Genomic DNA, 25524 nt, shown 5'->3' on the forward strand with positions numbered 1-25524 from the left:
TCGGATTTTCCTTAATCCATTTGTAAGTCTCTCTTAATAGTGCGGCAATCGGGTATACTCAGGCGCGCCAGGTTTACACCCTGGCGCGCCCTGCGCTTCGAGTTTTGTGGAGAGTCATTTTGCGTGTCAGCCGTTCCTTAACAATCAAACAGATGGCGATGGTCTCTGCCGTCACCATGCTGTTTGTCCTGCTCTTCTGCGTCATTTTGCTGTTTCATTCCGTACAGCAGAATCGCTATAACACGGCTTCGCAATTAGAAAGTATTGCCCGTTCGGTGCGCGGCCCGCTCTCCGCCTCGATCCTGAAAGGGGATATCCCCGAAGCGGAAACCATACTGAAACGCATTCAGCCGGCCGGTGTTGTGAGCCGGGCGGACGTCGTGCTGCCCAACCAGTTTCAGGCGCTGCGGATGAGCTTTATCCCGGAACGTCCCGTCCCGATGATGGTGATGCGCCTGTTTGAACTGCCGGTGCAAATTTCGCTGCCCGTTTATTCACTCGAACGCCCTGCCAATCCACAGCCGCTGGCCTACCTGGTGTTACAGGCAGACTCCTACCGCATATATAAATTCGTCATGAGTTGGGTGGTTACGTTAGTGACCACTTGCTTACTTATGACGCTTATTCTCAGCGTGGCGCTGACCTGGTGCATTAACCGGCTGATTGTCCATCCCCTGCGCCGTATCGCCCGCGAGCTGAACACGCTTGCGCCGCAGGATCAAATGGGACACCAGCTTGAGCTGCCGCGTCTGCATCATGACGATGAGATCGGCATGCTGGTGCGCAGCTACAACCTCAACCAGCAGCGCATCCAGCGTCAGCAGGATGAGATGAACAGTAGCGCCACCCGTTTTCCGGTATCGGAGCTTCCCAATAAAGCGTTCCTGATGGCGATGCTGGAGCAAACCGTTGAGCGACAGCAAACCACCGCGCTGATGGTCATTGCCTGTGAAACCCTGCAGGACACGGCTGGCGTGCTTCAGGAGAGCCAGCGCGAAATGCTGCTGCTCACCCTGGTGGAAAAGATCAAATCTGTCCTTGCCCCGCGCATGGTGCTGACCCAGGTCAGCGGTTACGACCTGGTGGTGATTGCCAACGGCGTAAAAGAACCCTGGCATGCGATCACGTTAGGTCAGCAAGTACTCACTGTCATTAATGAGCGGCTGCCTATTCAGGGTATCCAGCTTCGCCCGAGTGCCAGTATCGGGATTGCCATGTTCTATGGCGATCTGACCGCGGAACAGCTTTATCGCCGCGCCTTCTCGGCGGCCTTTACCGCCCGGCGCAAAGGGAAAAACCAAATCCAGTTCTTCGACCCGGCGCAGATGGAAAAGGCGCAGCAGCGCCTGACGGAAGAGAGCGACATCCTGACCGCGCTGGATAACCGCCAGTTTGCCCTCTGGCTGCAGCCGCAGGTGGATCTGCGGACGGGAGAGGTAAAAAGCGCCGAGGCCCTGCTGCGTCTGCAGCAGCCGGATGGCTCATGGGAGCTGCCGGAAGGGCTGATTGAGCGCATCGAGTCCTGCGGCCTGATGGTCACCGTCGGCTACTGGGTGCTCGAAGAGTCCTGTCGTCAGCTTGCCGCCTGGCAGGAGCGCGGCGTAACGCTGCCGCTGTCGGTCAATTTGTCTGCCATGCAGCTTATGCACCCGACCATGGTTTCTGAGATGCTGGAGCTGATCCATCGTTACCGCATCAAACCGGATACCTTGACCCTGGAAGTGACGGAGAGTCGACGCATTGACGACCCCAATGAGGCGGTCGCGATTCTTAAGCCGCTGCGTAATGCCGGCATTCGCATTGCCCTGGACGATTTCGGCATGGGGTACGCCGGGCTGCGTCAGCTTCAGCACATGAAGACCCTTCCGGTGGATGTGCTCAAAATTGACAAAGCGTTTGTCGACGGACTGCCGGGCGACAGCAGCATGGTGCAGGCGATTATCCAGATGGCGCGTAGCCTCAACCTGCACCTTATTGCCGAGGGGATTGAAACCGACGCGCAACGCGCCTGGCTGGCAGAGGCGGGCGTGGAGAGCGGGCAAGGCTTCCTGTTTGCCCCTGCAGTCCCTTCGGATGTCTTTGAAGAACGATACCTTTCTGGTGCTGACAATAACGCAAAAGTGTAATTTTGTTGCTGGCTTGTGCGAGCCAGCTCAAATTTCTTAACATTTGTGTTTCAAATTTGAACTGAGTTTATTTCTGTCCTGTTATGTGGGTGTTATTTTAAAGCCGCAGGTTAACCATAACCTTACAAAACCTGTGGTTTTTCTTCCCAAGGACACCTTATGAAAACCTCACTCTTCAAAAGTCTTTATTTCCAGGTCCTGACAGCCATCGCCATCGGTATTCTGCTGGGTCACTATTACCCTGAACTGGGCGCGCAAATGAAACCGCTTGGCGACGCGTTCGTTAAGCTCATTAAAATGGTCATTGCGCCGGTGATCTTCTGTACGGTCGTCACGGGCATCGCTGGCATGGAAAGCATGAAGGCGGTCGGTCGTACCGGTGCAGTGGCGCTTCTCTATTTTGAAGTGGTCAGTACCCTTGCGCTGATTATCGGTCTGATCATCGTCAACGTGGTGCAGCCAGGCGCGGGGATGAACGTCGATCCGGCGACGCTGGATGCCAAAGCGGTTGCGGTTTATGCTGAGCAGGCGAAGGATCAGGGCGTGGTCGCCTTCCTGCTGGACGTCATTCCTGGCAGCGTCATAGGCGCGTTCGCCAGCGGAAACATCCTCCAGGTGCTGCTGTTCGCCGTGATGTTTGGCTTTGCCCTGCACCGTCTGGGCAGCAAAGGCCAGCTTATCTTTAACGTGATCGAAAGCTTCTCGCAGGTCATCTTCGGCATCATCAATATGATCATGCGCCTGGCGCCCATCGGTGCCTTCGGTGCGATGGCCTTCACCATCGGTAAGTATGGCGTCGGTACGCTGGTCCAGCTGGGTCAGCTGATTATCTGCTTCTATATCACCTGTATTCTTTTCGTGGTGGTGGTGCTGGGCTCCATCGCCCGTGCGACCGGTTTCAGCATCTTCAAATTTATCCGTTACATCCGTGAAGAGCTGCTGATTGTTCTGGGCACCTCCTCGTCAGAATCGGCGCTGCCGCGCATGCTCGACAAGATGGAGAAGCTCGGATGCCGTAAATCGGTGGTCGGGCTGGTGATCCCGACGGGCTACTCGTTCAACCTGGACGGCACGTCGATCTACCTGACGATGGCGGCGGTGTTTATCGCGCAGGCGACCAACAGCCATATGGATATTTTCCATCAGATTACCCTGCTGGTGGTGCTCCTGCTCTCCTCTAAAGGCGCGGCAGGTGTGACGGGCAGCGGCTTTATCGTGCTGGCCGCCACCATTTCTGCTGTGGGTCACCTGCCGGTGGCGGGTCTGGCGTTGATTCTGGGGATTGACCGCTTCATGTCTGAGGCCCGTGCGCTAACCAACCTGGTGGGTAACGGCGTGGCAACGGTGGTGGTGGCGAAATGGGTGAAAGAGCTGGATCACAAGAAGCTCGACGATACTCTGAATAATCGTTCAACTGACAGCAAAAATCCTGGCTTATCCTCTTAATCTTGTCACAAATGCCCGTATTCCCTTGTGGGGATGCGGGCTCCTGCGCATAATAACTGTTCATACCTGTCATAATTCGACAAGATTTTTTTTGGGTATATTTCACTTCGGACCGTGACGTTTTGCCGAACGCGCGGTCTAATCGACGTGTTTTCATCGTCATCTTTAAGAGTGAAGCGCGTCGCGAGGCACTCTTTTTTAACCAGGAATGTTGATCAGGGGTTCACATGCAGGGCACAAAAATTCGACTCTTAACCGGCGGTTTGCTGATGATGGCAGCAGCCAGTTATGTGCAGGCAGATGCGCTCCAGCCAGACCCGGCCTGGCAACAAGGGACATTAGCGAACGGTTTTCAGTGGCAGGTGTTAGCCACGCCGCAACGTCCCAGTGACCGTATTGAAATCCGTCTGTCTGTTAATACCGGTTCCCTCACGGAAAGCACCCAGCAAACCGGTTTCAGCCACTTTATTCCCCGGCTGGCGCTCACTCAGAGCGGCAGCCTGCAAGCGGTTCAGGTGCGTTCGCTCTGGCAACAGGCCATCGATCCAAAACGCCCACTCCCGCCGGCGGTGGTCTCGTATGACTACACCATGTTTAACCTGAGCCTGCCTAATAACCGCAACGATCTGCTTAAAGAAGCCCTGACGTATCTCTCCGATGCCTCTGGTAATCTGGCGATTACGCTGGATACCGTCAACTATGCGTTGAGCAACAGCGACATGGTGGCGACCTGGCCTGGAGATACCAAAGAGGGCTGGTGGCGTTACCGCCTGAAAGGCTCGACGTTACTGGGACATGACCCGGCCGAACCGCTGAAACAGCCGGTGGATGCTGAGCAGGTGAAAACGTTCTATCAGAAATGGTACACCCCGGACGCGATGACGCTGATCGTGGTGGGTAACGTGGACAGCCGCGCGGTGGTAGAGCAGATCAACAAAGCGTTTGGCGATCTGAAAGGCAAGCGTGAATCGCCAGCCCCTGTTCCAACACTCTCCCCGCTGCGGGCAGAGCCTGTCAGCATTATGACGGACACCGTGCGTCAGGACCGACTCTCCGTGATGTGGGATAACGCCTGGCAGCCCATCCGTGAGTCCGCAGCGCTGTTGCGCTACTGGCGTGCCGACCTGGCACGTGAAGCGCTGTTCTGGCACGTTCAGCAGACGCTCAGTAAGAACAACGTGAAGAATATCGCCCTTGGCTTTGACTGCCGCGTGCTGTTCCAGCGTGCGCAATGCGCCATTAACGTTGAATCACCGGGCGATAAGCTGAATGCCAATCTGGGCGTCGTGGCGAAAGAGCTGGCAAAAGTGCGTAAAGAGGGGCTCTCTGAAGAGGAGTTCAACGCGCTTGTGGCCCAGAAAAAACTGGAGCTGCAGAAGCTGTTCGCGACCTACGCGCGCGCCGATACCGACATTCTGATCAGCCAGCGAATTCGCTCCCTGCAGAACCAGGTGGTGGACATTGCGCCGGAACAGTACCAGAAGCTTCGTCAGGACTTCCTGAGCGGTCTGACCGTCGATATGCTCAACCAGGAGCTCCGCCAGCAGCTGTCGCAGGAGATGGCGTTGGTTCTCCTGCAACCGAAGGGCGAGCCGGAATATGACATGAAGGAACTTCAGACGACCTGGGATTCCATCATGGCCACCGCGCCGCAGCCGACGCAGTCCGCGACGGCTGATGATTTACATCAGGACGCGACGGATATCCCGCAAGGGCAGTAATGGGTAGGCATTCCCTCTCCCCGACAAGCCGGAAGGAATAAGCCGAAGGCACCGCGAAGCGGCGATTTACCGCCGGGAGCCCGGGTCGCCAGGGCGGTGGCGATTGAGCCGCCCTGGCACGTTCACCGGCCATGTCCTTACAGAGTAGCAAGGAACATAAAGTGAACGGAATGACCACTTCAGCCGTATGTTCCCCCTCACCCCAGCCCTCTCCCTCAAGGGAGAGGGGGTTGTCCGTGCAGGTATTATTTTGTGGGGCTCCCTCAGCCCTGTGGGAGAGGGTTAAGGTGAGGGCTTAAACAGGCATCGCTTCGCGCGGAATAATCGCCCCGCGATACTGAATGACAGTGCTGGCCGTCAGGTGCCCACGCTGTGCCGCGGCTTCCGGTGTTCCACCCGTCAGGCGTACCGCCAAATATCCCGCGCTGAATGAATCACCCGCCGCCGTGGTATCAATCACTTTCTCTTTGGCCAGCTTCACCGCCGGGACCTCAACCACTGCTTCACCCGCAATTGCGACCAGGCACGAATCCGCACCGCGCTTAATCACCACTTCACGCACGCCAGCCGCCTGCGTGCGTGCAATCACGTCTTCTACCGGTTTCTCACCCCACAGGGCGTCTTCATCGTCGAGCGTCAGGAAGGCGATGTCGGTGCATTGCAGCATCTGCTGATAGACCTGCTGCGTCTCTTCACGGCTGGACCACAGGCGCGGGCGGTAGTTGTTATCGAAAATAACCTTACCGCCGTTGGCACGACATGCGCGCAGCAGCGAGAGCAGCTTTTCACGGCTGGCCGGGCTGAGGATAGCCAGGCTGATCCCGCTCAGATAGAGATAGTCGAAGGTCGCCAGCTCCTGGCAAATGGCCTCGGCGGCCTCGCTCTCCAGCCAGAATTTGGCTGCGGCTTCGTTACGCCAGTAATAAAACGTGCGTTCGCCGGTGCTGTCGGTTTCGATGTAATAAAGCCCCGGCAGGCGGTTTTCCATACGCTGAATCAGCGATGTTTCAACCTGTTCACTCTGCCAGGCCTCCAGCATTTGCTGGCTGAAGCTGTCCGTGCCCAGAGCGGTAACATAGTTCACGGTGAGCGCCTCAGGCGCAACCTGACGGGCAATATAAACCGACGTGTTTAACGTATCGCCACCAAATCCGCGGCTCACTTCCGCGCCTTTTTGTGACAGCTCAATCATGCATTCGCCAATCACGGCAATTTTTTTAGACATAATCGTGAACCTGAACAGAAGAATTAACAGCAGTGTGCGCTGAGTGAATTAACCGGTCAACTATATTAAAACAATGTTCCATTATTTTATTTGAGCCAACGCGTGTTCCTGCGCATTTCTGTCATCTTAATTTCATTTTCCCGGTGAATTGAACATAAAGTTCTCAATTGTCGCGCCGATAATCCTGTGACGAGTCCAGAAAGGCCATCCCAACAACAGGACATCTGAAATGAAGTCAGAGCAGGTTATCCAGCGGCTGAGCACTACGCCTGAGGCAAGTATTGAGAACTTGCAGGAGCATCGCTACTGGCTGCAATGTGAGCGTGCGTACACTTATCAGCCGATATACCGAACAGACGGTCGACTGATGGCCATTGAAATTTTGACCGTCGTAACGCATCCCTCAAACCCTACCCAGCGCATCGCACCGGATCGCTATTTTGCCGAAGTTGCCGTTCGCCAGCGTCTGGACGTGCTGGAAGAGCAGCTCCATATGCTGGCAACGAAGCAGCCCTTTTTCGAACAGCACAATATCCTCGCCTCCGTGAATGTTGATGGTCCCACTCTGCTGGCGCTGCGTCAGAACGCGAAATTGCAGGCGCTGATTGCCACCCTGCCGTGGGTGCGTTTTGAGCTGGTGGAGCATGTCCGCCTGCCGCAGGACTCCTCGTTTGCCTCCATATGCGAATACGGCCCGCTGTGGCTGGATGACTTTGGCACCGGCATGGCGAACTTTTCGGCCCTGAGTGAAGTGCGTTATGACTACATCAAAGTGGCCCGCGATCTGTTCATTATGCTGCGTCAGACCCCGGAAGGGCGGAACCTGTTTACGCTACTATTGCAGCTGATGAACCGCTATTGCCAGGGCGTGATTGTTGAAGGTGTGGAAACGCTGGAAGAGTGGCGTGATGTGCAAAGCTCGCCTGCCGCGGCGGCGCAAGGCTATTTCCTCTCCCGTCCGGTACCCATGGATCGCCTCGATAGCGTGATAACTACCCTCTGATAAGCCCGCTTCCCTTTGTCTGGACTATAGTTTTACAGGACAGGTCATCAGGAAAGGGGATAAAAATGACAAGAACAACCAGGGTAATCTCCTGGACAGCAGGGATTTTCTTGTTGTTGATCGTGGTCGTCGCCATCATTATCGCGACGTTTGACTGGAACCGTCTTAAGCCGACCATCAACCAGAAAGTCTCAACCGAACTGAACCGCCCCTTCGCCATACGCGGTGATTTAGGGGTCGTGTGGGAGCGTCAGAAAGAGGAACCCGGCTGGCGAAGCTGGATCCCCTGGCCGCACGTCCACGCCGACGACATCATTCTCGGCAACCCGCCGGATATCCCGGACGTCACCATGATCCACCTGCCGCGCGTTGAAGCCACGCTGGCCCCGCTCGCGCTGCTGACCAAAACGGTCTATCTGCCGTGGATCAAACTTCAACAGCCCGATGCGCGCCTGATCCGCCTCTCTGAAAAAAACAACAACTGGACGTTCAACCTTGCCAGCGATGGCGAAAAGGATTCGAATGCCCAGCCTTCCTCCTGGTCATTCCGTCTCGACAATATTCTCTTCGATCGCGGGCGGATCGCCATCGACGATAAGGTCAGCAAGGCCGACGTGGAGATCCTGGTCGATCCGCTGGGCAAGCCGCTGCCGTTTAGCGAGGTCACGGGGACGAAAGCCAAAGGTGACACGGCAAGCGTGGGCGACTATGTCTTCGGCCTGACGGCAAAAGGACGCTACAACGACCAGCCGCTTAGCGGTGAAGGGAAAATAGGCGGTATGCTGGCGCTCCGGAGCGAAGGCACGCCGTTCCCGGTGCAGGCGGACTTCCGCTCCGGTAACACCCGCGTGGCGTTTGTGGGGACGGTCAACGACCCGATGAATATGGGCGGCGTTGATCTTCAGCTTAAATTTGCCGGTGATTCGCTGGGCGAGCTGTATGAGCTGACCGGCGTGCTGCTGCCGGATACCCCGCCGTTCGAAACGGACGGGCATCTGGTCGCCAAAATCGACAGCGAAAAAGCGTCTGTTTTTGACTACCGTGATTTTAACGGCCGCATCGGCGACAGCGATATCCACGGCTCGCTGACCTACACCACCGGAAAACCAAGGCCGAAGCTGGAAGGGGACGTTGAGTCCCGACAGCTGCGTCTGGCCGATCTCGGCCCGCTGATCGGCGTGGATTCCGGCAAAGGCACAAAATCAAAAGAGGTGAAAAAGGACATTCAGCCTGCGGGAAAAGTACTGCCTTACGATCGCTTTGAAACCGATAAGTGGGACGTGATGGATGCGGACGTCCGCTTCAAAGGGCGTAAAATTGAGCATGGCAGCACGTTGCCGTTGAGCGATCTCTCGACGCATATCATCCTCAAAAACGCCGACCTGCGCCTGCAGCCACTGAAGTTTGGCATGGCTGGCGGGACGATTTCCTCAAACATTCACCTGGAAGGCGATAAAAAGCCGATGCAGGGCCGGGCGGAGATTCAGGCGCGCAGGCTTAAGCTGAAAGCGCTGATGCCGAACGTCGAGCTGATGCAGAAAACCCTCGGCGAGATGAACGGCGATGCCGACATTCGCGGCGTGGGTAACTCCGTGGCGGCGCTGCTGGGCAGCGGTAATGGCAACCTGAAGCTGCTGATGAACGACGGACTGGTGAGCCGCAACCTGATGGAGATCCTCGGGCTGAACGTCGGGAACTACATCATCGGGCAAATCTTCGGCGATGATGAGGTGCGGGTGAACTGTGCGGCGGCCAATCTGGATCTGGTGAACGGCGTGGCGCGTCCGCAGATTTTTGCCTTCGACACGGAAAACGCGGTGATTAACGTGACCGGAACCGCCAGCATGGCCTCCGAGCAGCTTGATCTGACGATTGACCCGGAGAGTAAGGGGATCCGTATTATCACACTGCGCTCGCCGCTGTACGTGCGCGGGACCTTCAAAAATCCGCAGGCGGGCGTGAAGCCCGGACCGCTAATTGCGCGTGGTGCGGTGGCTGCGGCGCTTGCGACGCTGGTTACCCCAGCCGCAGCGCTGCTGGCATTGATTTCGCCGTCAGAGGGCGAGGCGAATCAGTGCCGGACCATTTTGTCGCAGATGAAGAAGTAATGCCTTTCTCCCTCTCCCTGTGGGAGAGGGCCGGGGTGAGGGCATCAGGCCGCAATGAATTACAGAGCCTGGTGCTTCGTCTCGTGCGTCAGCAGCAGCGCAATCAGCGTCAGCGCCGCCATGGCCGCCAGATAGACGCCCACATAGAACAGACCGTAGTTCGCCTGCAGCCAGGTGGCGATATACGGCGCTACGGAGGCGCCCAGAATAGACGAGACGTTATAGGAGAACGACGCGCCGGTATAACGCACTTCCGTTGGGAACAGCTCTGGCAGCAGCGCACCCATCGGGCCGAAGGTCAGGCCCATCAGGCTCAGGCCAATCAGCAGATACGCCATCACCAGCGCCGGGCTGCCTGAACCCAGCAGCGGCGGGAAGACGAACAGAGCAAACAGAATGATCAGCGTGGTGATGGTAATCATGCTCGCGCGACGGCCGAACTTATCCGCCAGCAGCCCCGCAATCGGAACCATCACGCCAAACCCGATCACCGCCATCATCAGCATCCACAGCACTTCGTTACGCGGCAGTCCCAGCCCAACCGGCGCGGCGGCGGTACTGAAGGTCATGGAGTAAACGGTCATGATGTAGAACAGCGTGTAGGTGGCGAGCATGATGAACGTGCCCAGCACGGTCACGCGCACGTGTTTGGTCAGCAGCGTGCCCAGCGGTACTTTCACCTGCTTGTTCGCCGCGGCCACTTTCGCGAAAACCGGGGTCTCATGCAGAGAAACACGCACGTACAGGCCAATCAGCACCAGCACGGCTGAGAAGATAAACGGAATGCGCCAGCCCCAGCTCATGAACTGCTCATCCGTCAGCAGCCAGGAGAGCAGCAGGAACGTCCCGTTGGCAAAGAAGAAGCCAATCGGTGCGCCAAGCTGCGGGAAAGAACCATACAGCGCGCGCTTGCGCGCCGGAGCGTTCTCGGTGGCCAGCAGCGCCGCGCCACCCCATTCACCACCCAGGCCCAGACCCTGACCAAAACGCGCCAGCGCCAGCAGGACCGGCGCCAGAATGCCGATGGTTTCATACGTCGGCAGCAGGCCGATGGCCACGGTGGAGATCCCCATCGTCAGCAGCGAGGCCACCAGCGTCACTTTACGTCCAATGCGATCGCCAAAGTGTCCAAACAGCGCGGAGCCAATCGGACGCGCAACAAACGCGATAGCAAAGGTCGCCAGGGACTGCAGCGTGGCCGCCGTTGGATCGCCCTGCGGGAAGAAAATGTGCGGGAAGACGATGACCGCCGCGGTGGCGTAAATATAAAAGTCGAAGAACTCGATGGCGGTGCCAATCAGCGAGGCGACGACAACTTTATTGCGCGAATTTACCGGAACGTTTTCCGTTTCTGAGTCGAGTGTGGTGGCGGTTGCTTGCATAATATTTTCTTATTTTTGTCGAACGAAAGGCCATATTACGCACAGCAAAAGCGACATTTCAATCTGTAACAAAGCCGCGACCTGGTGATAAAAGCACCAAAAAGCGGATAATTTTCAGGCCAGCCAAAACACGTCTATGAAATGCTTCACAGATTTTAAATATCAGTCAATAAAACTGGTTTTCGGTTAAATAAAAGTTACGGACTGGATTTATATGCTGAAATGATGAATCGGGCTGAAATTTCAGCCCGGGAGTGGCGTTACCTGTGCGTTTTGCCCGGCATTCTCGGGTCGTCTTTGTACTCGGCAGTGGCAATCCACGCTGCGCAGAACAAGGTTAAACGTGCGAAGAAATAGAAGAACGCCATTAACCCCAGCACTGAGCCGAACGCCGCGCCGGAAGGGGATTTCACCAGTGACGGCAGGGTGTACGTCATCACGATTTTGATCACCTCAAAGCCGATCGCCGCGATCAGCGTGCCGCGGATCAGCGCCTTCTTGCGCGGGCGATGACGGGGCAAGCGCCAGAAGATCCAGAAGAACAGCAGGTAGTTGGCGAAGATAGAAATCGCCAGCCCAATGCTGCGCCAGGCGGGCTTCAGCCATTCGATGTAATCAAGATAGAGCGCGGAGATGATCATCTGCTGCGCCGAGCCCGCCACGGAGGTAATGGAAAGCGTCACGATGAGCGCGACGAGCAGGCCAATCAGCGAAACAAAATCACGGAGATACTTAACCCAGATTTTCTCCTGGTCCTGCGGCTTACGCTCCCAGACGTCGCGCGACTGGGCGCGAATGGCCTCGCGCAGGTTGCCCATCCAGTTAACGCCGGAGTAAAGGGCAATCAGTAAGCCGACGATACCGACGGTGGTACGCTGCTGCACGGCAGTATTGATGGTGCTTTTGAGCGTGCTGGCAAGGGTTGGATCACTGACGTTATTCAGGATTTTGTTAAAGATATCCTGCAACAGCGTCGGGTGCGACGCGAGCACAAAACCGGCCGCCGCAAACGACACCATCAGGATCGGGATCATCGACAGGAAGGAAAAATAGGTGATGGCGGCACCAAACTGGTTTCCCATGCGGTCATTAAAGCGCTCGGTCGCGCGTATCAGATGCGCAATCATGGGAAACTGCTGAATTCTGGCGACAATGCCGGTGACGGTCCCCAGCGCTTTACTGGCGGTACCAGGGGACCTGGCCTCTTCAGGCCCGGTTTCCATCTTTCTGACGGGCTCATACTCTAAATGTTGGGTGGGTCGTTGCGGGTTGTTTTCCGGCGTCACGCGTCTTTTCCTTTTCGTTTGGCTGGATGTTATTGAATTATAGCTTGCGACTAGTCCACGTAAGCTTTTGTGAGTTCGGTCAGCCACTCCATGAACAGATGTACCCGGCGGGAGAGGTTGCGCCGATGGGGATAAATCAGGGAGACAGACATCGGTTCGGCCCGGTATTGCGGGAGGATCTCAACCAGCTTCTTCGCGCGCAGCAAATCTCGGACCCCAACCCTTGGAACCTGAATGATGCCCAGCCCGGCGAGGCAGGCAGCCTGGTAGGTTTCGGTGCTGTTAACGGTCAATACCCCACCCGTTTTTATCCACTGCGTCGCACTGCCGTTATAAAACTCAAAGCCCTGCGGACGGGTTCCCAGCATAGCGGTGTAGTGAATGACGGCGTGCGAGCCTAAATCGTCCAGCGTATCCGGGTAGCCAAAACGCGCCAGATAGTCCGGACTGGCGCAGTTAATCACCGACAGCTTGCCCAACGGTCGGGCGATAAGCCCTGAATCTTTCAGCGTGCCGACGCGCACCACGCAGTCAAACCCTTCGCGGATCACATCCACCAGACGATCGCTGCTACTGAGTTCCAACTCAATGCCCGGATAATGCTGCAGAAATGCAGGAAGTTTGGGGATGACTAAATTTCGAGCAACGGCGACGGGCATATCCACGCGGAGCCGTCCGCTGATGCTGGAGGGATCGTGCTGAAACATTCCGTCGAGCTCATCAAGGTTTGCCAGCAGATCTTTTGCCCGTTCGTAATAGACCATGCCGTCCTGCGTCAGGCTGACGCGACGCGTGGTGCGGTGCAATAGCTGGGTGCCAAGCCGGTTTTCGAGGGCCTGAATCTGCCGTGACACGCTGCCTTTTGGCAGCGTTAAAGTTTCTGCCGCGCGGGAAAAACTCTCCAGTTCCGCGACGCGGACAAACAGCTGCATTGCGTGAATTTTATCCATAGATGAAGCTCATTGTTGTTTCCGATGAAACAGTGAAGCGTTTTAACCCACCTTTATTGATCTTCTATCACCTAATAAGCTCTTACTCAATCTCCATAACAGCCAAAACGAGGTTTATGATGACTGAACGTATCGCATTAGTGACGGGTGGTAGTCGTGGTTTGGGTAAAAACGCGGCCTTAAAGCTGGCGGCAGACGGCACGGGAATTGTGCTGACCTACAACCGCAGCCAGCAGGAAGCGCTGGACGTTGTGCATGAAATTCAGGAAACAGGCGTCAATGCGGCGGCATTGCAGCTCAACGTCGGGGATGTCACGAGTTTTGATCATTTTGCCCGACAGCTTCAGGAAACCCTCAGAACCGTCTGGCAGCGCGAAACATTTGACTATTTATTGAACAATGCCGGGACGGGTTTATATGCGCCTTATACCGACACGACGGAAGCCCAGTTTGATGAGGCGCTGAACATTCATTTCAAAGGACCTTTCTTCCTGACCCAGCGCCTGCTGCCGTTGCTTAACGACGGCGGACGGATCCTTAACGTCTCCAGCGGACTGGCGCGTTTTACCCAGCCGGGCTCGGGAACCTACGCGGCGATGAAGGGGGCGATGGAAGTGCTGACGCGTTATCAGGCGAAAGAGCTGGGGGCGCGCGGTATTTCCGTCAATATCATTGCGCCTGGCGCGATCGAAACCGACTTTGGCGGCGGACGCGTGCGCGACAACGCGGAGCTGAACCAGATGCTGGCATCCCAGACGGCGCTGGGACGGGTGGGGCTGCCGGACGATATTGGCGATGCCATTGCGGCACTGCTCAGCGACAAACTGGGCTGGATGACTGCGCAACGTATTGAAGTCTCAGGCGGCATGTTCCTGTGATGTACGCGCTTAAGGAAATCCTTAAGACGAATGTGTCCAGATACTGACAGATATAAAGAACTCGGGGGATTTGTAACAGCGCCATTCGTTGAGTTTTTTCTTAAATAACGCCTCTGTAGAATCCCCCTTCGCTATTCTCAGAGGGGAAAAAACGATGCGAGTAATCATGTTTGACAGGCAGTCACTCTTTATTCACGGAGCGATACACAGTCTTCAGAGGTTGATTCCGGAAATAACGATAACAGGGACCTGTCAGGCAGAAGATTTATGGACTCAGATTTCTGCTTCACCGTCGGCTATCGTCATGATTGATGGGAATTTAATTCAGGACGAAGGGAGCACTTTGCTGGAAGCGATCCTGCATCGCTTTCCGGCGATACGCGTGATTCTGATTTTGGCGAAAAAAGAGGCCAGATGGGTGGAGCAGCTGCGGCAGCGAAATGTCATGGCCATTGTTCCCCGAAACGCCAATCCCGAACGGTTTTCCGCCGTACTGGATTCGGTATCCAGAGGGATGGTTTGTTTTCCCGGAGAGTGGGTCCGAGAGCCGACGTCGCCTCAGGCGTTATTATCCTTAAGCGAGCGCCAGCGCGAAGTGTTGAAACTGCTGGCGGCGGGGGAGTCAAATAAAGAGATTGGCCGCAATCTGAACATCAGTGCGGCCACGGTAAAAGCGCACCTTGAGGCGCTTTTCCGGCGGCTGGACGTGAAAAACAGAACGCAGGCAGCCATGTATTATACCCGGGCGACGGCCTGAAAAAGCGCGTTTGGGAGCGGCGTTATCTCTCCGAAACTGAATATCATCATCACCAGCGCATCATGCTGCTGTTGGGTTAATGGACGTGTCATATTTTCCCGCAGCAGCGCTTCACACAATCGGATATCTTCGTGCAACAAAGTCTCAGCCTCCAGAGGTGTGACAGGGCCGTGAAAATGCTCCTGATCGCGGATAACGTGGCCATAGCCGATAACCCATAATCCTTTTTCGTCACGATATTTTTCCAGAGAAAGACCCTGATGTTTCTTTATTAACGCGATGGCGGCAGAAGATATTTTCAGCGCATGCTCTTTCATGTTCATTTCCTCTTAATGGCGACACTGTAGAGGAAATGAGGTACGAGAAATATCCGCCAAATGGCTATTGATCAGGGATTGTTATTCAGATATTCCTGCCGCAATAAACCAAATAACCAGTCATTATGCCAACGTCCCGCAAGGTAATAGCTCTCGCGTAATTCGCCCTCCAGGCAAAAGCGGGCTTTTTCCAGCAGACGTCGTGAGGCGACATTCCCGGCGGTGACGGTGGCGGTAAGTCGACGTATACCGCCCTGATGAAAAGCGTAATCGCAAAGCGCTTTAAGGGATTCAAAGCCGTAACCTTTCCCCTGCGCCTCGGGAGCGAAAAGGAAACCGACCTCAGCGCAATCCTCCTCCCGATGAATATACCCGGTGACGCCCAGCGGGGCACGTGAGGTGGCGTCACGCACGACGAGGCACAGCCAGTGCGCGCTGCCTGGCGTCCAGGGCGTCAGACGGGCATCGAACGCCTCGCGAATGACTGCGACGGGGCGGTCTTCCGCCACAAAGCGCATGACGTCGGGATGTTGCTGTAACGCCAGAAAAAAGGGCCAGTCTTCTTCCTGTAAAGGTGAGCAGTTCAGGCGAGGGGTAATTAAAACGGGCATTCAGATTCTCCTGACACTTTTTAAATGATTTTAGGGTTGTCACTTTATTTCAACAGAAAGTCAGGTATGGTTAACCGCGTATAAATAAAAAGAAAAAAGGCCGTTGCGTGCCCATTCCGGATGTCTTCGTTGTCGCTTAAGGAAAACAATGACTCTCAGCACATCACATCATATTCGCGAACAGTTCGAACACTGTCTGGCGGTCATTCGCCATGCGTCGGTGGAAATTTTGCTTCTTCTGAATGTACATGCATCTGAGGGCAAAGATCCACGCTGGTTTCTGGAACAACTGGACAGCGCGCGATTAGCCCTGGGCGGCTGGGGAGCCGTGGCGAAAAAACTCAACCTGAATGATGCCGAGATGTCGGAATTTACGCTCCAGCTGCGCCTGCTGCAGCAGCGCGTGCCGCAGTATGAAAGCGGACAGGATGTGAGTGAAAACCAGCTGATTGCGGCGATGCGCTTTGTCACCGCGCTGGAGCATCTTCGCCTGCAGCAGCCGCTGTTGACCTACAGCACGGACCTGGCACCGGGCAGCGAACTCCAGCAGCAGCAGGCGCACAAGCAGGTGCGGGCGATAGAGCTGATGATAAAAGGGCTCATCCAGCAGGCCTGGCCCGATCAGGTCAAGCTGAACAACCATCTTAAGACTTTGTTTAATGCCGATCGCGTTCGGCGCTGGCTGAAGCTGGGCGAGATCAACGATGTGCTGAGCGGCATGATGTTCAGCGAACTGGCACAGATGCTGGTGGATAAAAAGGAGTTCAGCCGCTATTACGCTTCGCTGTTCAGCGATCCGTCCATGCTGACGCTGCTGGTTGAACCGCGTAAAACGCTGCAAACCTTCCTCGATGACATCCGGCAAATTCGCAACAACATTACCGTTCAGAAAACGTTGAGCTCGGCGCAAATTCAGCTGCTGGATAACTACTACGCACAGATCGCGCGGCCCGTTCAACGCGCGTTTGAAGAGGGGAGAACGCGCGTCAATCCCGCGGGATTCATGGCGGTAGATGCCAGCGAACTGCATACCTTCTGGGAAAAGGCGCAGAAAATGGATCGGGTCACCGGTGGGGATCTGTTTGAAGTCCGTGACACCATTGAAAAGCCGACCCAGCGCGCGCCGCGCACCCCCGAACAACGCGAGCAGCTTATTTCCGGTGCGTTATGGGGGGCGGTTGGCGTTATGGTGATTGCCATCGTGGCGGGAGGCTTCTGGCTGGTGACCAGCAGTAAACCGCAGCCTGCGGCCGTCAGCGCGGCTGAAGCGGCACCACCACAGGAAATGCGTGAAACGCCTTCCTCGCGCGAAACGCTCACGCGCATGGGAGTGACCTGGGACGAGAATAATTTCCGCTCGGCCATTAACCGCAACGACACCCGCGTGACCCAGCTCTTTTTGCAGGGCGGTATGGACTGGAAGCTGTCCTGGACCGAAGAGGCGATGTCGGCAGGCTATGACGACGTGCTGGAGCTGATGTTACGCTACCGGCAAAACATGGTGGAGGAGAAGCCGTGTCGGCGCTTCATCAACACGCTCAGCCACGCAATGTCGAACGGCGAGTCTCTGACCTCGGTACGTAAAGCGTACCTCAAAGCTTTCTGCACCGTGCCTGCGGTGGTGAAACGCCAGCAGCACGATCTCGACATGGCCACGCGGCGCGCGCAGTCACAGCCGGATGCCACCACCAAAAAATGGCAATCTATTCAGAGCGCCATTTATGAGGTGATTCGCTGACATTTTTCCCCTCACCCCAGAGGGGTGAGGGCACCAGACCGCACCCCACTCAAGGCTCCCCATACAACCCAATCAACCGTCGCACCACGCCGTTCGTCCAGCCGAAGCCATCCTGCAGCGGATACTCCCCGCCGCCCCCTTCGCGCGGCGTGCTGCTGGCGATGTGGTACTTCTCAATCAGCTTATGGTGCGTTTGATAAAAATGGTTCACCGTATGCAGCCAGCTCCAGGCGATCTCATCCCCCAGCGAGTCGTTGCCATACTGCTTGAAGCCCTGAATCGCCATCCACTGCAGCGGCGCCCAGCCGTTGGGTTTATCCCACTGCTCGCCAGTTTCGTACTCGGTCGCCAGAATCCCGCCCGGCGTGAGCAGTCGCGCCTTGACCGCATCCGACAGGCGCTCGGCCTGCTCATGGGTCGCCATGCCGACATACAGCGGCACAATGCTGGCGGCAGAAAACAGCGCCAGCTCTTCGCGTCGCCAGTCGTAATCGCGGTAACAGCCACTCTCCTCGTCCCACAGATAGCGGTTCACCGCCTCGCGGCGATCGCTGGCTTTCTGGCGGAACAGGTCGGCCGTCTCTTTATCCCCTTTCGATGCCGAGATGTTGGCGATTGCGCTTTCCAGCTTGTACAGGAAGGCGTTCAGGTCGATGGGGATAAACTGCGTCGTGCGGATGCTGGCGAGCCGAGACGGATCGCGCAGCCAGCGGGAGGAATAGTCCCAGCCGGACGCCGCCCCGGCGCGCAGGTCGCGATACACCTCGTTTGGCGGACGGCCCGAATGGCGGGCAGTTTCCACGTCCTCAATCCACGATTCATCGCGCGGGGTATCACGGTCATCCCAGTAGCGGTTGAGCAACGAGCCGTCCGGCATACGCACGGCGCTGCGGTAGGCCTGGTTAAGCAGGAGCGACTCCGCGCCGTCCATCCAGAAGGCGTACTCCATTTTGAGGTGTTCCAGATAGCGTTTCGCACCGCGCACGCCGTCCTCCTCAAACAATTCCACCATCAGCGCAAAGACCGGCGGCTGGGAGCGGCTGAGATAATAGGTACGGTTGCCGTTGGGAATATGCCCGTAGCGTTCAATCAGCCAGGCGAAATTATCCGCCATACATTTCAGCAGATCGTTACGACCGCTCTCCGCCAGCCCCAGCATGGAGAAATAGGAATCCCAGTAGTAGGTCTCGCTGAATCGTCCGCCGGGAACGATATAGGCTTGGGGCAGCGCCAGCAGGGAAGACCAGGGAATATGATCCTGCGGCTCGCGCGTCAGCACTGGCCACAGGCTGTCAATGTGCTCTTTGAGGGACAGACCGGGGTCGGAAACATATTCCGTACTGTAGGTCTCCGGCAGCCAGAAGTGGTTTTCCACAAACTGGCGCAGGTCGAAATCCCGGTGGCGTCTGACCTTGCGATAGCGGATCAGGATATCCAGCGGATCCATCTTCGGCGCGCAGTCGGGAAAGGTTTTGCTGTCCGTGAACAGGCGCGAGGACTGCACGTGCTCAAACAGTTCAAGATAGCGGTCTGCGGGCGTCAGTGCATCGGAGGCGGGTAGCCCCTCGATCATTTCGGGTTCCGGCTCCGCCTCAATCATTTCATCCAGTTTCAACTCGCAGGGATCGGTCTCGTAGCGCAGCTCTTCTGCAATCTCGAATTCGATGTTCTCGGTAGCCTGTAGTTTCTGGTTGAACATGGTGATAGGGACCTCCGGTTGTGTGTTCAAAAGACAGGTTTATCCGGGCGTCTTATAAGCGTAGACATTCGCTTCGGTAGATGTGGAGGGATATGTGCGGTAGATCACTCTTTTCGGAGCATTCGTTTTGCAACGATTTATGAATGTGAATAAAAAAAGCCCCTCCGGAGAGGGGCTTATGCATTAACGCATGGTGACAAACTCTTCGGCGGCCGTTGGGTGGATCGCCACGGTATTGTCGAAATCTTTCTTGGTCGCGCCCATCTTCAGCGCTACCGCAAAGCCCTGCAGGATCTCATCCATGCCGAAGCCAATGCCGTGGATACCGACAATCTTCTCTTCCGGGCCGACGCAGACCAGCTTCATGCGGCACGGCTGACGGTGGGAGGTAACGGCGGTATACATCGCGGTGAACGCCGATTTATACACTTTCACCTGGTCGTCGCCATACTGCTCGCGCGCCTGCGGCTCGGTTAAGCCGACGGTGCCGATTGGCGGGTGGCTGAAGACCACGGTCGGGATGTTGCTGTAGTCCAGATGCTCGTCCGGCTTGTTGTTAAACAGGCGCTCGGAAAGACGACGACCCGCCGCAACGGCCACCGGCGTCAGCTCAACCGCACCGGTATTATCGCCGACCGCGTAAATGCCCGGTAAGCTGGTATTCTGGAATTTATCGACGACGATATAGCCTTTTTCGTCGGTTTTCACGCCGGTCACGCCCAGGTTGAAGTTATCGTTCGCCGGTTCACGACCAATCGCCCAGATCAGGCAATCGACGGTCTGGCTGCGGCCATCCTCCAGCTCCAGAGTCAGGCTGCCGTCTGCATTTTTCACGACCGCTTTTGGCACGGCGTGGGTATGCAGGGTCGGACCTTCGGTGTTCATCACTTCAACCAGCGTATCAACGATCAGCGGATCGAAGCTGCGCAGCGGCGCGTGTTTACGCACGAACAGGTGCGCTTCGGCACCCAGACCGTTAATCACGCCAGCCAGCTCCACCGCGATGTAACCCGCGCCCACCACGGCAACGCGCTTAGGCAGGGCAGGCAGTTCGAAGAAACCGTCAGAGTCGATGCCGTATTCCGCGCCCGGGATGTTCGGGTGGCTCGGACGGCCGCCGGTGGCGATCAGGATGTGATCGGCGGTGATCGTCTCACCGTTCACTTCGATCGTTTTCGCGTCCACAAAGCGGGCGAAACCGTGGATAACGTCGACGTTATTTTTACCCAGCACGTTGTCGTACGAGGTGTGAATACGGTCGATGTAGGCGGTACGGCTGGCGATCAGTTTGTCCCAGTCGAAGTGGTTGATGGTGGTGTCAAAGCCGTAGTCCGGGCCATACATATGGATAGCTTCACGGATTTGCGCCGCATGCCACATCACCTTTTTCGGTACACAACCCACGTTCACGCAGGTGCCGCCCAGCGCTTTGGCTTCAATCAGCGCACACTTCTGGCCGTACATGGCCGCGCGGTTGATGGAGGCGATGCCGCCGCTGCCGCCGCCGATGGCGATGTAGTCATAATGCTTAGTCATAGCTTTTGTCCTTAATCGTGAATTGCCGCGATTGTATACCTGAAATCAATAGTTTCCACCGATGGCTGCGATTACTCCGGCACGATCCAGCTGACGGAGGTATGACCCGTACCGGCTGGCACCAGCGTTTTGTGCAGCCACGGCAGCACGTTGTTCATCTGCGCTTCGAGCTTCCACGGCGGGTTAATGACGATCATACCCGAGGCGGTCATGCCGCGCTGGTCGCTGTCCGGACGCACGGCCAGCTCGATCTGCAGGATTTTGCGGATGCCGGTGGCTTCCAGGTCTTTGATCATGCGTTTGATTTGCGCGCGCAGCACCACCGGATACCACAGGGCGTATGTCCCGGTGGCGAAGCGTTTGTAGCCTTCGTGAATACCCGTCACCACCGCCTGATAGTCGGTTTTGATTTCGTACGGCGGGTCGATCAGTATCAGGCCACGACGGGAAACCGGCGGCAGCTTGGCTTTCAGCTGCTGATAGCCGTCGGCTTTTTCCACGCGGGCGCGGCTGTCTTTCTGGAATTCAGAACGCAGCAGCGGGAAGTCGCTCGGATGCAGCTCGGTCAGCTGGATGCTGTCCTGCTCGCGCAGCAGCTGGCGGGCAATCAGCGGGGATCCCGGGTAGTAACGCAGCTGGCCGTTGCGGTTGAAGTGGTTCACCACGCCGATGTACGGCTCCAGCTCGGCAGGCAGGTCGTCCTGCTGCCAGATGCGGGCGATCCCTTCCAGATATTCACCGGTACGCTCGGCATGCTCGCCGCTCAGCTGATAACGGCCCGCCCCCGCGTGCGTGTCCAGATAGAGAAACGGCTTTTCTTTCTCTTTGAGCGATTCGATGATCAGGCTCTGCACGGTGTGTTTAAGGACGTCGGCGTGGTTGCCTGCGTGGAAGCTGTGGCGATAACTGAGCATGGGTAATGATATTCCGCTGAATTGACGATTTGCCACAGTTTACAGCAGAACGGCGCAGATTACCCGCAGGCCCGGTAAGCGCAGCGCCACCGGGCTCTTTTCCGCCACGTCTGGCATTGAAATCCTCTACACTTAACCCCATTCTAGATCGCATATGCACAGCGCCGGATGCGCGCTTCATTCACCTCTTTCAACAGGACAGCGTTTATGACCAATCCATTACTGACGCCTTTTTCGTTGCCACCGTTTTCTAAAATCCTCCCCGAGCATGTGGTTCCAGCGGTTACGCAATCGCTGGACAACTGCCGCGCGGCGGTAGAAAGCGTGGTCGCGCAGGGCGGGCCGTACACCTGGGAAAATCTGTGTCAGCCGCTGGCCGAAGTGGACGACGTGCTGGGGCGCATCTTCTCCCCGGTGAGCCACCTGAACTCGGTAAAAAACAGCCCGGAGCTGCGCGAAGCCTACGAGCAAACCCTGCCGCTGCTCTCTGAGTACAGCACCTGGGTCGGCCAGCACGAAGGGCTCTACAAAGCCTACCGCGACCTGCGCGACGGCGACCATTATGCCGAACTGAACACGGCGCAGAAAAAATCGGTCGATAACGCCCTGCGTGATTTTGAGCTGTCCGGGATTGGCCTGCCAAAAGAGAAGCAGACCCGCTACGGTGAAATTGCCGCGCGCCTGTCCGAGCTGGGCAACCAGTACAGCAACAACGTGCTCGACGCCACCATGGGCTGGACGAAGCTGATCACCGACGAAGCGGAGCTTTCCGGTATGCCGGAAAGCGCGCTGGCGGCAGCAAAAGCGCAGGCCGAGGCGAAAGAGCAGGACGGCTTCCTGCTAACCCTGGATATCCCGAGCTATCTGCCGGTGATGACCTACTGCGACAACCAGGCGCTTCGCGAAGAGATGTACCGCGCCTACAGCACCCGCGCCTCCGATCAGGGGCCGAATGCCGGTAAGTGGGACAACAGTCCGGTCATGGCGGAAATCCTTGCCCTGCGCCACGAGCTGGCCCAACTGCTGGGCTTCGAAAACTACGCCGATAAATCCCTCGCCACCAAAATGGCGGAAAATCCGCAGCAGGTGCTCGACTTCCTGACCGATCTGGCGAAACGCGCCCGTCCTCAGGGTGAAAAAGAGCTGGCCCAGCTGCGCGCCTTCGCGAAAGCGGAGTTCGGCGTGGACGAGCTGCAGCCGTGGGACATCGCTTACTACAGCGAAAAACAGAAGCAGCACCTCTACAGCATCAGCGACGAGCAGCTGCGCCCGTACTTCCCGGAAAACAAAGCCGTTAACGGCCTGTTTGAAGTGGTGAAGCGCATCTATGGCATCACCGCCAAAGAGCGTACCGATATCGACGTCTGGCATCCGGACGTGCGCTTCTTCGAGCTGTATGACGAGAAAAACGAACTGCGCGGCAGCTTCTACCTCGATCTCTATGCGCGTGAGAACAAGCGCGGTGGGGCGTGGATGGACGACTGCGTGGGCCAGATGCGTAAAGCCGACGGTTCTCTGCAGAAACCGGTCGCCTACCTGACCTGTAACTTCAACCGCCCGGTGAACGGCAAACCTGCGCTGTTCACCCACGATGAAGTGATCACCCTGTTCCACGAGTTCGGACACGGTCTGCACCATATGCTGACCCGCATCGAAACCGCAGGCGTGGCAGGCATCAGCGGTGTGCCGTGGGATGCGGTCGAGCTGCCGAGCCAGTTTATGGAAAACTGGTGCTGGGAGCCGGACGCGCTGGCGTTTATCTCCGGTCACTATGAGACCGGCGAACCGCTGCCGAAAGAATTGCTGGATAAAATGCTGGCAGCGAAGAACTACCAGGCGGCGATGTTTATCCTGCGTCAGCTGGAGTTCGGCCTGTTCGATTTCCGCCTGCACGCCGAGTTCAGCCCGGAGCAGGGGGCGAAAATTCTTGAAACCCTGGCCGAGATTAAAAAGCAGGTTGCCGTTATTCCAGGGCCGACCTGGGGCCGCTTCCCGCATGCCTTCAGCCACATCTTTGCAGGCGGCTACGCAGCGGGCTACTACAGCTACCTGTGGGCCGACGTGCTGGCGGCGGATGCCTTCTCTCGTTTCGAAGAAGAGGGGATCTTCAACCGCGAAACCGGCCAGTCGTTCCTCGACAACATCCTGACCCGCGGCGGTTCCGAAGAGCCAATGGTGCTGTTCAAACGCTTCCGCGGACGCGAGCCGCAGCTGGATGCGATGCTTGAGCATTACGGGATCAAAGGCTGATTGTTACGTGAAGATCTGCTTAGTGGATGAAACGGGCGCCGGAGACGGCGCCTTATCTGTTCTGGCCGCCCGCTGGGGGCTGGAGCACGATGATGAAAACCCGATGGCGCTGGTGATGACCACAGCGCATCTGGAGTTACGCAAGCGCGACGAACCGAAGCTCGGCGGGATTTTCGTCGATTTTGTCGGCGGGGCCATGGCGCACCGGCGCAAATTCGGCGGAGGTCGCGGCGAAGCGGTGGCTAAAGCGGTTGGGATTAAAGGAAGCTATCTGCCGGACGTGGTGGATGCCACCGCGGGGCTGGGGCGCGATGCTTTTGTGCTGGCGTCTGTTGGCTGTCACGTGCGGATGCTGGAACGTAACCCGGTGGTGGCGGCCCTGCTCGACGACGGTCTGAGCCGTGGCTACGCGGACCCGGAAATCGGCCCGTGGTTGCAGGAGCGTTTGCAGCTGATTCATGCCTCGAGCCTGACGGCGCTGACCGATATCACCCCGCGCCCGCAGGTGGTCTATCTCGACCCGATGTTTCCGCACAAGCAGAAAAGCGCGCTGGTGAAGAAAGAGATGCGGGTGTTTCAGTCTCTGGTGGGGCCTGATTTGGACGCGGATGGCCTGCTGGCGCCGGCTCGCCAGCTGGCGAGGAAGCGGGTGGTGGTGAAACGCCCTGACTATGCGCCGCCGCTGGCGGACGTTTCCACGACCAATGCGGTGACCACCAAAGGGCACCGGTTTGATATCTACTCAGGCACGCCGGAATAAAAAAAGCCGGGTGGTGGCTTCGCCTTACCCGGCCTACGTCCTCGATCTATCCCCTCTCCCTGTGGGAGAGGGTTAGGGTGAGGGGAATTTAACGCACTTACTCGTCTTCTTCGTCACGCAGTGGAACAATCAGCATATCCACGTGAACGGTGTTAATCAGCTGGCGCGCGGAAGACATCAGCTTGCTCCAGAAGTCCTGATGGTGACCGCACACCACCAGGTCCATGTCATATTTCTTGATCGCATCAACCAGTACCTGGCCCAGGTCGCCGCTGCCGCTCAGGGTTTCGGTAATCGGGTAGCCTGCGTTAGTGGACAGTTCGCTCAGGGCGTGGTGCGTCTCTTCGGAGATACGCTTCTGCATATCGCCCAGATTGACGTCGATCAGACCGGTGTAGAGGTCGGAGTAATTCACATCAACGTGAATCAGCGAAACTTTCGCGTTGTAGGGACGTGCCATGGATACCGCTTTATCAACCAGCACTTTGCTCTCCGGGGAGAGGTCTACCGCGATGAGAATGTGTTTGTAAGCCATAGTGTTACTCCTTCCTTAAGTTATCGATGACTAAGTGAGAATGCTGTCGTCTGATACTTTCATTACGGCCCAGTTAAACATATTTTTCAAGCTTTGGTGTTGATAACGATTAACCTTGTGGCAAAAAAATTAACGGATCTCCTACACTATTAAATGAGCCGTTCGGATATTAAAACGCGAACCGGATCGACTTTTGGTCATTCTTTCACTGAACTGTCTGTCAGGGCATTGGGGTGCGGTAGCTCAGAAGCCTTGCTTCGTGGGCGGACGCCGGGGAGGATG

General features: G+C 56.8%; 20 protein-coding genes. 10 read left to right on the forward strand and 10 right to left on the reverse strand.

Annotation, left to right across the window (positions count from 1 at the left end):
• The first annotated feature begins 119 nt into the window (after positions 1-119).
• From hmsP to CWR52_RS13710, 3 genes are all read left to right on the forward strand, one after another.
• A complete protein-coding gene (gene hmsP / locus CWR52_RS13700; RefSeq protein WP_104949920.1) occupies positions 120-2126 on the forward strand; it encodes a biofilm formation regulator HmsP in 2007 nt (668 codons plus the stop codon).
• 159 nt (positions 2127-2285) lie between these two features.
• On the forward strand, positions 2286-3572 hold the full coding sequence (locus CWR52_RS13705; protein WP_045909063.1) for a dicarboxylate/amino acid:cation symporter: 1287 nt from the start codon (positions 2286-2288) through the stop codon (positions 3570-3572).
• A 227-nt stretch (positions 3573-3799) separates the two neighbouring features.
• On the forward strand, positions 3800-5293 hold the full coding sequence (locus CWR52_RS13710; protein WP_104949921.1) for a M16 family metallopeptidase: 1494 nt from the start codon (positions 3800-3802) through the stop codon (positions 5291-5293).
• Between the two features lie 295 nt (positions 5294-5588).
• On the opposite strand, the gene CWR52_RS13715 is transcribed toward CWR52_RS13710, so the two are convergent.
• A complete protein-coding gene (locus tag CWR52_RS13715; RefSeq protein WP_104949922.1) occupies positions 5589-6518 on the reverse strand; it encodes a sugar kinase in 930 nt (309 codons plus the stop codon).
• A gap of 229 nt (positions 6519-6747) precedes the next feature.
• Between CWR52_RS13715 and pdeH the strand changes: the two genes are divergently transcribed.
• Both pdeH and CWR52_RS13725 read left to right on the forward strand, forming a co-directional pair.
• Positions 6748-7521: a cyclic-guanylate-specific phosphodiesterase gene (pdeH, locus tag CWR52_RS13720; protein WP_104949923.1), complete on the forward strand. Its 774-nt coding sequence runs from the start codon at positions 6748-6750 to the stop codon at positions 7519-7521.
• 65 nt (positions 7522-7586) lie between these two features.
• Entirely contained in the window at positions 7587-9629 is a 2043-nt protein-coding gene (locus CWR52_RS13725) for an AsmA family protein (protein ID WP_104949924.1), read from the forward strand.
• Between the two features lie 59 nt (positions 9630-9688).
• On the opposite strand, the gene CWR52_RS13730 is transcribed toward CWR52_RS13725, so the two are convergent.
• The 3 genes from CWR52_RS13730 to CWR52_RS13740 all read right to left on the reverse strand — a co-directional run bounded on the left by CWR52_RS13730 (position 9689) and on the right by CWR52_RS13740 (position 13247).
• The gene (locus CWR52_RS13730) at positions 9689-11011 is read right to left on the reverse strand and encodes an MFS transporter (protein ID WP_104949925.1); all 1323 of its coding nucleotides are present in this window, start codon (positions 11009-11011) and stop codon (positions 9689-9691) included.
• A gap of 260 nt (positions 11012-11271) precedes the next feature.
• Positions 11272-12297: an inner membrane protein YhjD gene (gene yhjD, locus CWR52_RS13735; RefSeq protein WP_104949926.1), complete on the reverse strand. Its 1026-nt coding sequence runs from the start codon at positions 12295-12297 to the stop codon at positions 11272-11274.
• Positions 12298-12347: 50 nt separating this feature from the next.
• Positions 12348-13247 carry a LysR family transcriptional regulator gene (locus CWR52_RS13740; RefSeq protein WP_104949927.1) on the reverse strand — a complete coding sequence of 300 codons (900 nt, stop codon included), beginning with the start codon at positions 13245-13247 and terminating at the stop codon, positions 12348-12350.
• A 119-nt stretch (positions 13248-13366) separates the two neighbouring features.
• Between CWR52_RS13740 and CWR52_RS13745 the strand changes: the two genes are divergently transcribed.
• Both CWR52_RS13745 and CWR52_RS13750 read left to right on the forward strand, forming a co-directional pair.
• Positions 13367-14125 (forward strand): SDR family NAD(P)-dependent oxidoreductase, encoded by a 759-nt coding sequence (locus tag CWR52_RS13745; protein ID WP_104949928.1) that lies wholly within the window; start codon positions 13367-13369, stop codon positions 14123-14125.
• 154 nt (positions 14126-14279) lie between these two features.
• A complete protein-coding gene (locus tag CWR52_RS13750) occupies positions 14280-14882 on the forward strand; it encodes a response regulator transcription factor (protein ID WP_104949929.1) in 603 nt (200 codons plus the stop codon).
• Here the strand turns inward: CWR52_RS13750 and CWR52_RS13755 are convergent.
• Both CWR52_RS13755 and CWR52_RS13760 read right to left on the reverse strand, forming a co-directional pair.
• Positions 14861-15199: a lysozyme gene (locus tag CWR52_RS13755; RefSeq protein WP_104949930.1), complete on the reverse strand. Its 339-nt coding sequence runs from the start codon at positions 15197-15199 to the stop codon at positions 14861-14863. The two genes, CWR52_RS13750 and CWR52_RS13755, sit on opposite strands and share 22 nt — an antisense overlap.
• 71 nt (positions 15200-15270) lie before the next feature.
• Entirely contained in the window at positions 15271-15810 is a 540-nt protein-coding gene (locus CWR52_RS13760) for a GNAT family N-acetyltransferase (protein WP_104949931.1), read from the reverse strand.
• Between the two features lie 148 nt (positions 15811-15958).
• Here CWR52_RS13760 and CWR52_RS13765 point away from each other — a divergent pair, with 148 nt between their 5' ends.
• Positions 15959-17548, forward strand: coding sequence for an STY4199 family HEPN domain-containing protein (locus tag CWR52_RS13765; RefSeq protein ID WP_104949932.1), 1590 nt, complete (start codon positions 15959-15961; stop codon positions 17546-17548).
• A gap of 49 nt (positions 17549-17597) precedes the next feature.
• Here the strand turns inward: CWR52_RS13765 and CWR52_RS13770 are convergent, their stop codons facing one another.
• The 3 genes from CWR52_RS13770 to CWR52_RS13780 form a co-directional block, all read right to left on the reverse strand.
• Positions 17598-19247: an alpha,alpha-trehalase gene (locus tag CWR52_RS13770; RefSeq protein WP_008503121.1), complete on the reverse strand. Its 1650-nt coding sequence runs from the start codon at positions 19245-19247 to the stop codon at positions 17598-17600.
• 183 nt (positions 19248-19430) lie between these two features.
• Positions 19431-20783, reverse strand: a complete 1353-nt coding sequence (gorA, locus tag CWR52_RS13775; RefSeq protein ID WP_104949933.1) for a glutathione-disulfide reductase — start codon at positions 20781-20783, stop codon at positions 19431-19433.
• 71 nt (positions 20784-20854) lie between these two features.
• The gene (locus CWR52_RS13780; protein ID WP_021242151.1) at positions 20855-21697 is read right to left on the reverse strand and encodes a 23S rRNA (adenine(2030)-N(6))-methyltransferase RlmJ; all 843 of its coding nucleotides are present in this window, start codon (positions 21695-21697) and stop codon (positions 20855-20857) included.
• A 207-nt stretch (positions 21698-21904) separates the two neighbouring features.
• Between CWR52_RS13780 and prlC the strand changes: the two genes are divergently transcribed.
• Positions 21905-23947 carry an oligopeptidase A gene (prlC, locus tag CWR52_RS13785; protein WP_032653923.1) on the forward strand — a complete coding sequence of 681 codons (2043 nt, stop codon included), beginning with the start codon at positions 21905-21907 and terminating at the stop codon, positions 23945-23947.
• A gap of 7 nt (positions 23948-23954) precedes the next feature.
• On the forward strand, positions 23955-24707 hold the full coding sequence (rsmJ, locus tag CWR52_RS13790; RefSeq protein WP_104949934.1) for a 16S rRNA (guanine(1516)-N(2))-methyltransferase RsmJ: 753 nt from the start codon (positions 23955-23957) through the stop codon (positions 24705-24707).
• A gap of 97 nt (positions 24708-24804) precedes the next feature.
• On the opposite strand, the gene uspA is transcribed toward rsmJ, so the two are convergent.
• Positions 24805-25242: a universal stress protein UspA gene (uspA, locus tag CWR52_RS13795; RefSeq protein ID WP_003861223.1), complete on the reverse strand. Its 438-nt coding sequence runs from the start codon at positions 25240-25242 to the stop codon at positions 24805-24807.
• Positions 25243-25524 lie beyond the last annotated feature (282 nt).

The organism is Enterobacter sp. SGAir0187 (assembly GCF_002952735.2).
Taxonomy (GTDB): domain Bacteria; phylum Pseudomonadota; class Gammaproteobacteria; order Enterobacterales; family Enterobacteriaceae; genus Enterobacter; species Enterobacter quasiroggenkampii.

Coding starts and splice junctions, on each gene's coding strand:
- CWR52_RS13730 (WP_104949925.1), bottom strand. CDS start 11,011: ATGCAAGCAACCGCCACCACACTCGACTCAGAAACGGAAAACGTTCCG.
- CWR52_RS13745 (WP_104949928.1), top strand. CDS start 13,367: ATGACTGAACGTATCGCATTAGTGACGGGTGGTAGTCGTGGTTTGGGT.
- uspA (WP_003861223.1), bottom strand. CDS start 25,242: ATGGCTTACAAACACATTCTCATCGCGGTAGACCTCTCCCCGGAGAGC.
- CWR52_RS13705 (WP_045909063.1), top strand. CDS start 2,286: ATGAAAACCTCACTCTTCAAAAGTCTTTATTTCCAGGTCCTGACAGCC.
- CWR52_RS13715 (WP_104949922.1), bottom strand. CDS start 6,518: ATGTCTAAAAAAATTGCCGTGATTGGCGAATGCATGATTGAGCTGTCA.
- CWR52_RS13760 (WP_104949931.1), bottom strand. CDS start 15,810: ATGCCCGTTTTAATTACCCCTCGCCTGAACTGCTCACCTTTACAGGAA.
- CWR52_RS13740 (WP_104949927.1), bottom strand. CDS start 13,247: ATGGATAAAATTCACGCAATGCAGCTGTTTGTCCGCGTCGCGGAACTG.
- prlC (WP_032653923.1), top strand. CDS start 21,905: ATGACCAATCCATTACTGACGCCTTTTTCGTTGCCACCGTTTTCTAAA.
- CWR52_RS13780 (WP_021242151.1), bottom strand. CDS start 21,697: ATGCTCAGTTATCGCCACAGCTTCCACGCAGGCAACCACGCCGACGTC.
- CWR52_RS13770 (WP_008503121.1), bottom strand. CDS start 19,247: ATGTTCAACCAGAAACTACAGGCTACCGAGAACATCGAATTCGAGATT.
- CWR52_RS13710 (WP_104949921.1), top strand. CDS start 3,800: ATGCAGGGCACAAAAATTCGACTCTTAACCGGCGGTTTGCTGATGATG.
- CWR52_RS13765 (WP_104949932.1), top strand. CDS start 15,959: ATGACTCTCAGCACATCACATCATATTCGCGAACAGTTCGAACACTGT.
- CWR52_RS13750 (WP_104949929.1), top strand. CDS start 14,280: ATGCGAGTAATCATGTTTGACAGGCAGTCACTCTTTATTCACGGAGCG.
- pdeH (WP_104949923.1), top strand. CDS start 6,748: ATGAAGTCAGAGCAGGTTATCCAGCGGCTGAGCACTACGCCTGAGGCA.
- CWR52_RS13725 (WP_104949924.1), top strand. CDS start 7,587: ATGACAAGAACAACCAGGGTAATCTCCTGGACAGCAGGGATTTTCTTG.
- gorA (WP_104949933.1), bottom strand. CDS start 20,783: ATGACTAAGCATTATGACTACATCGCCATCGGCGGCGGCAGCGGCGGC.
- CWR52_RS13755 (WP_104949930.1), bottom strand. CDS start 15,199: ATGAAAGAGCATGCGCTGAAAATATCTTCTGCCGCCATCGCGTTAATA.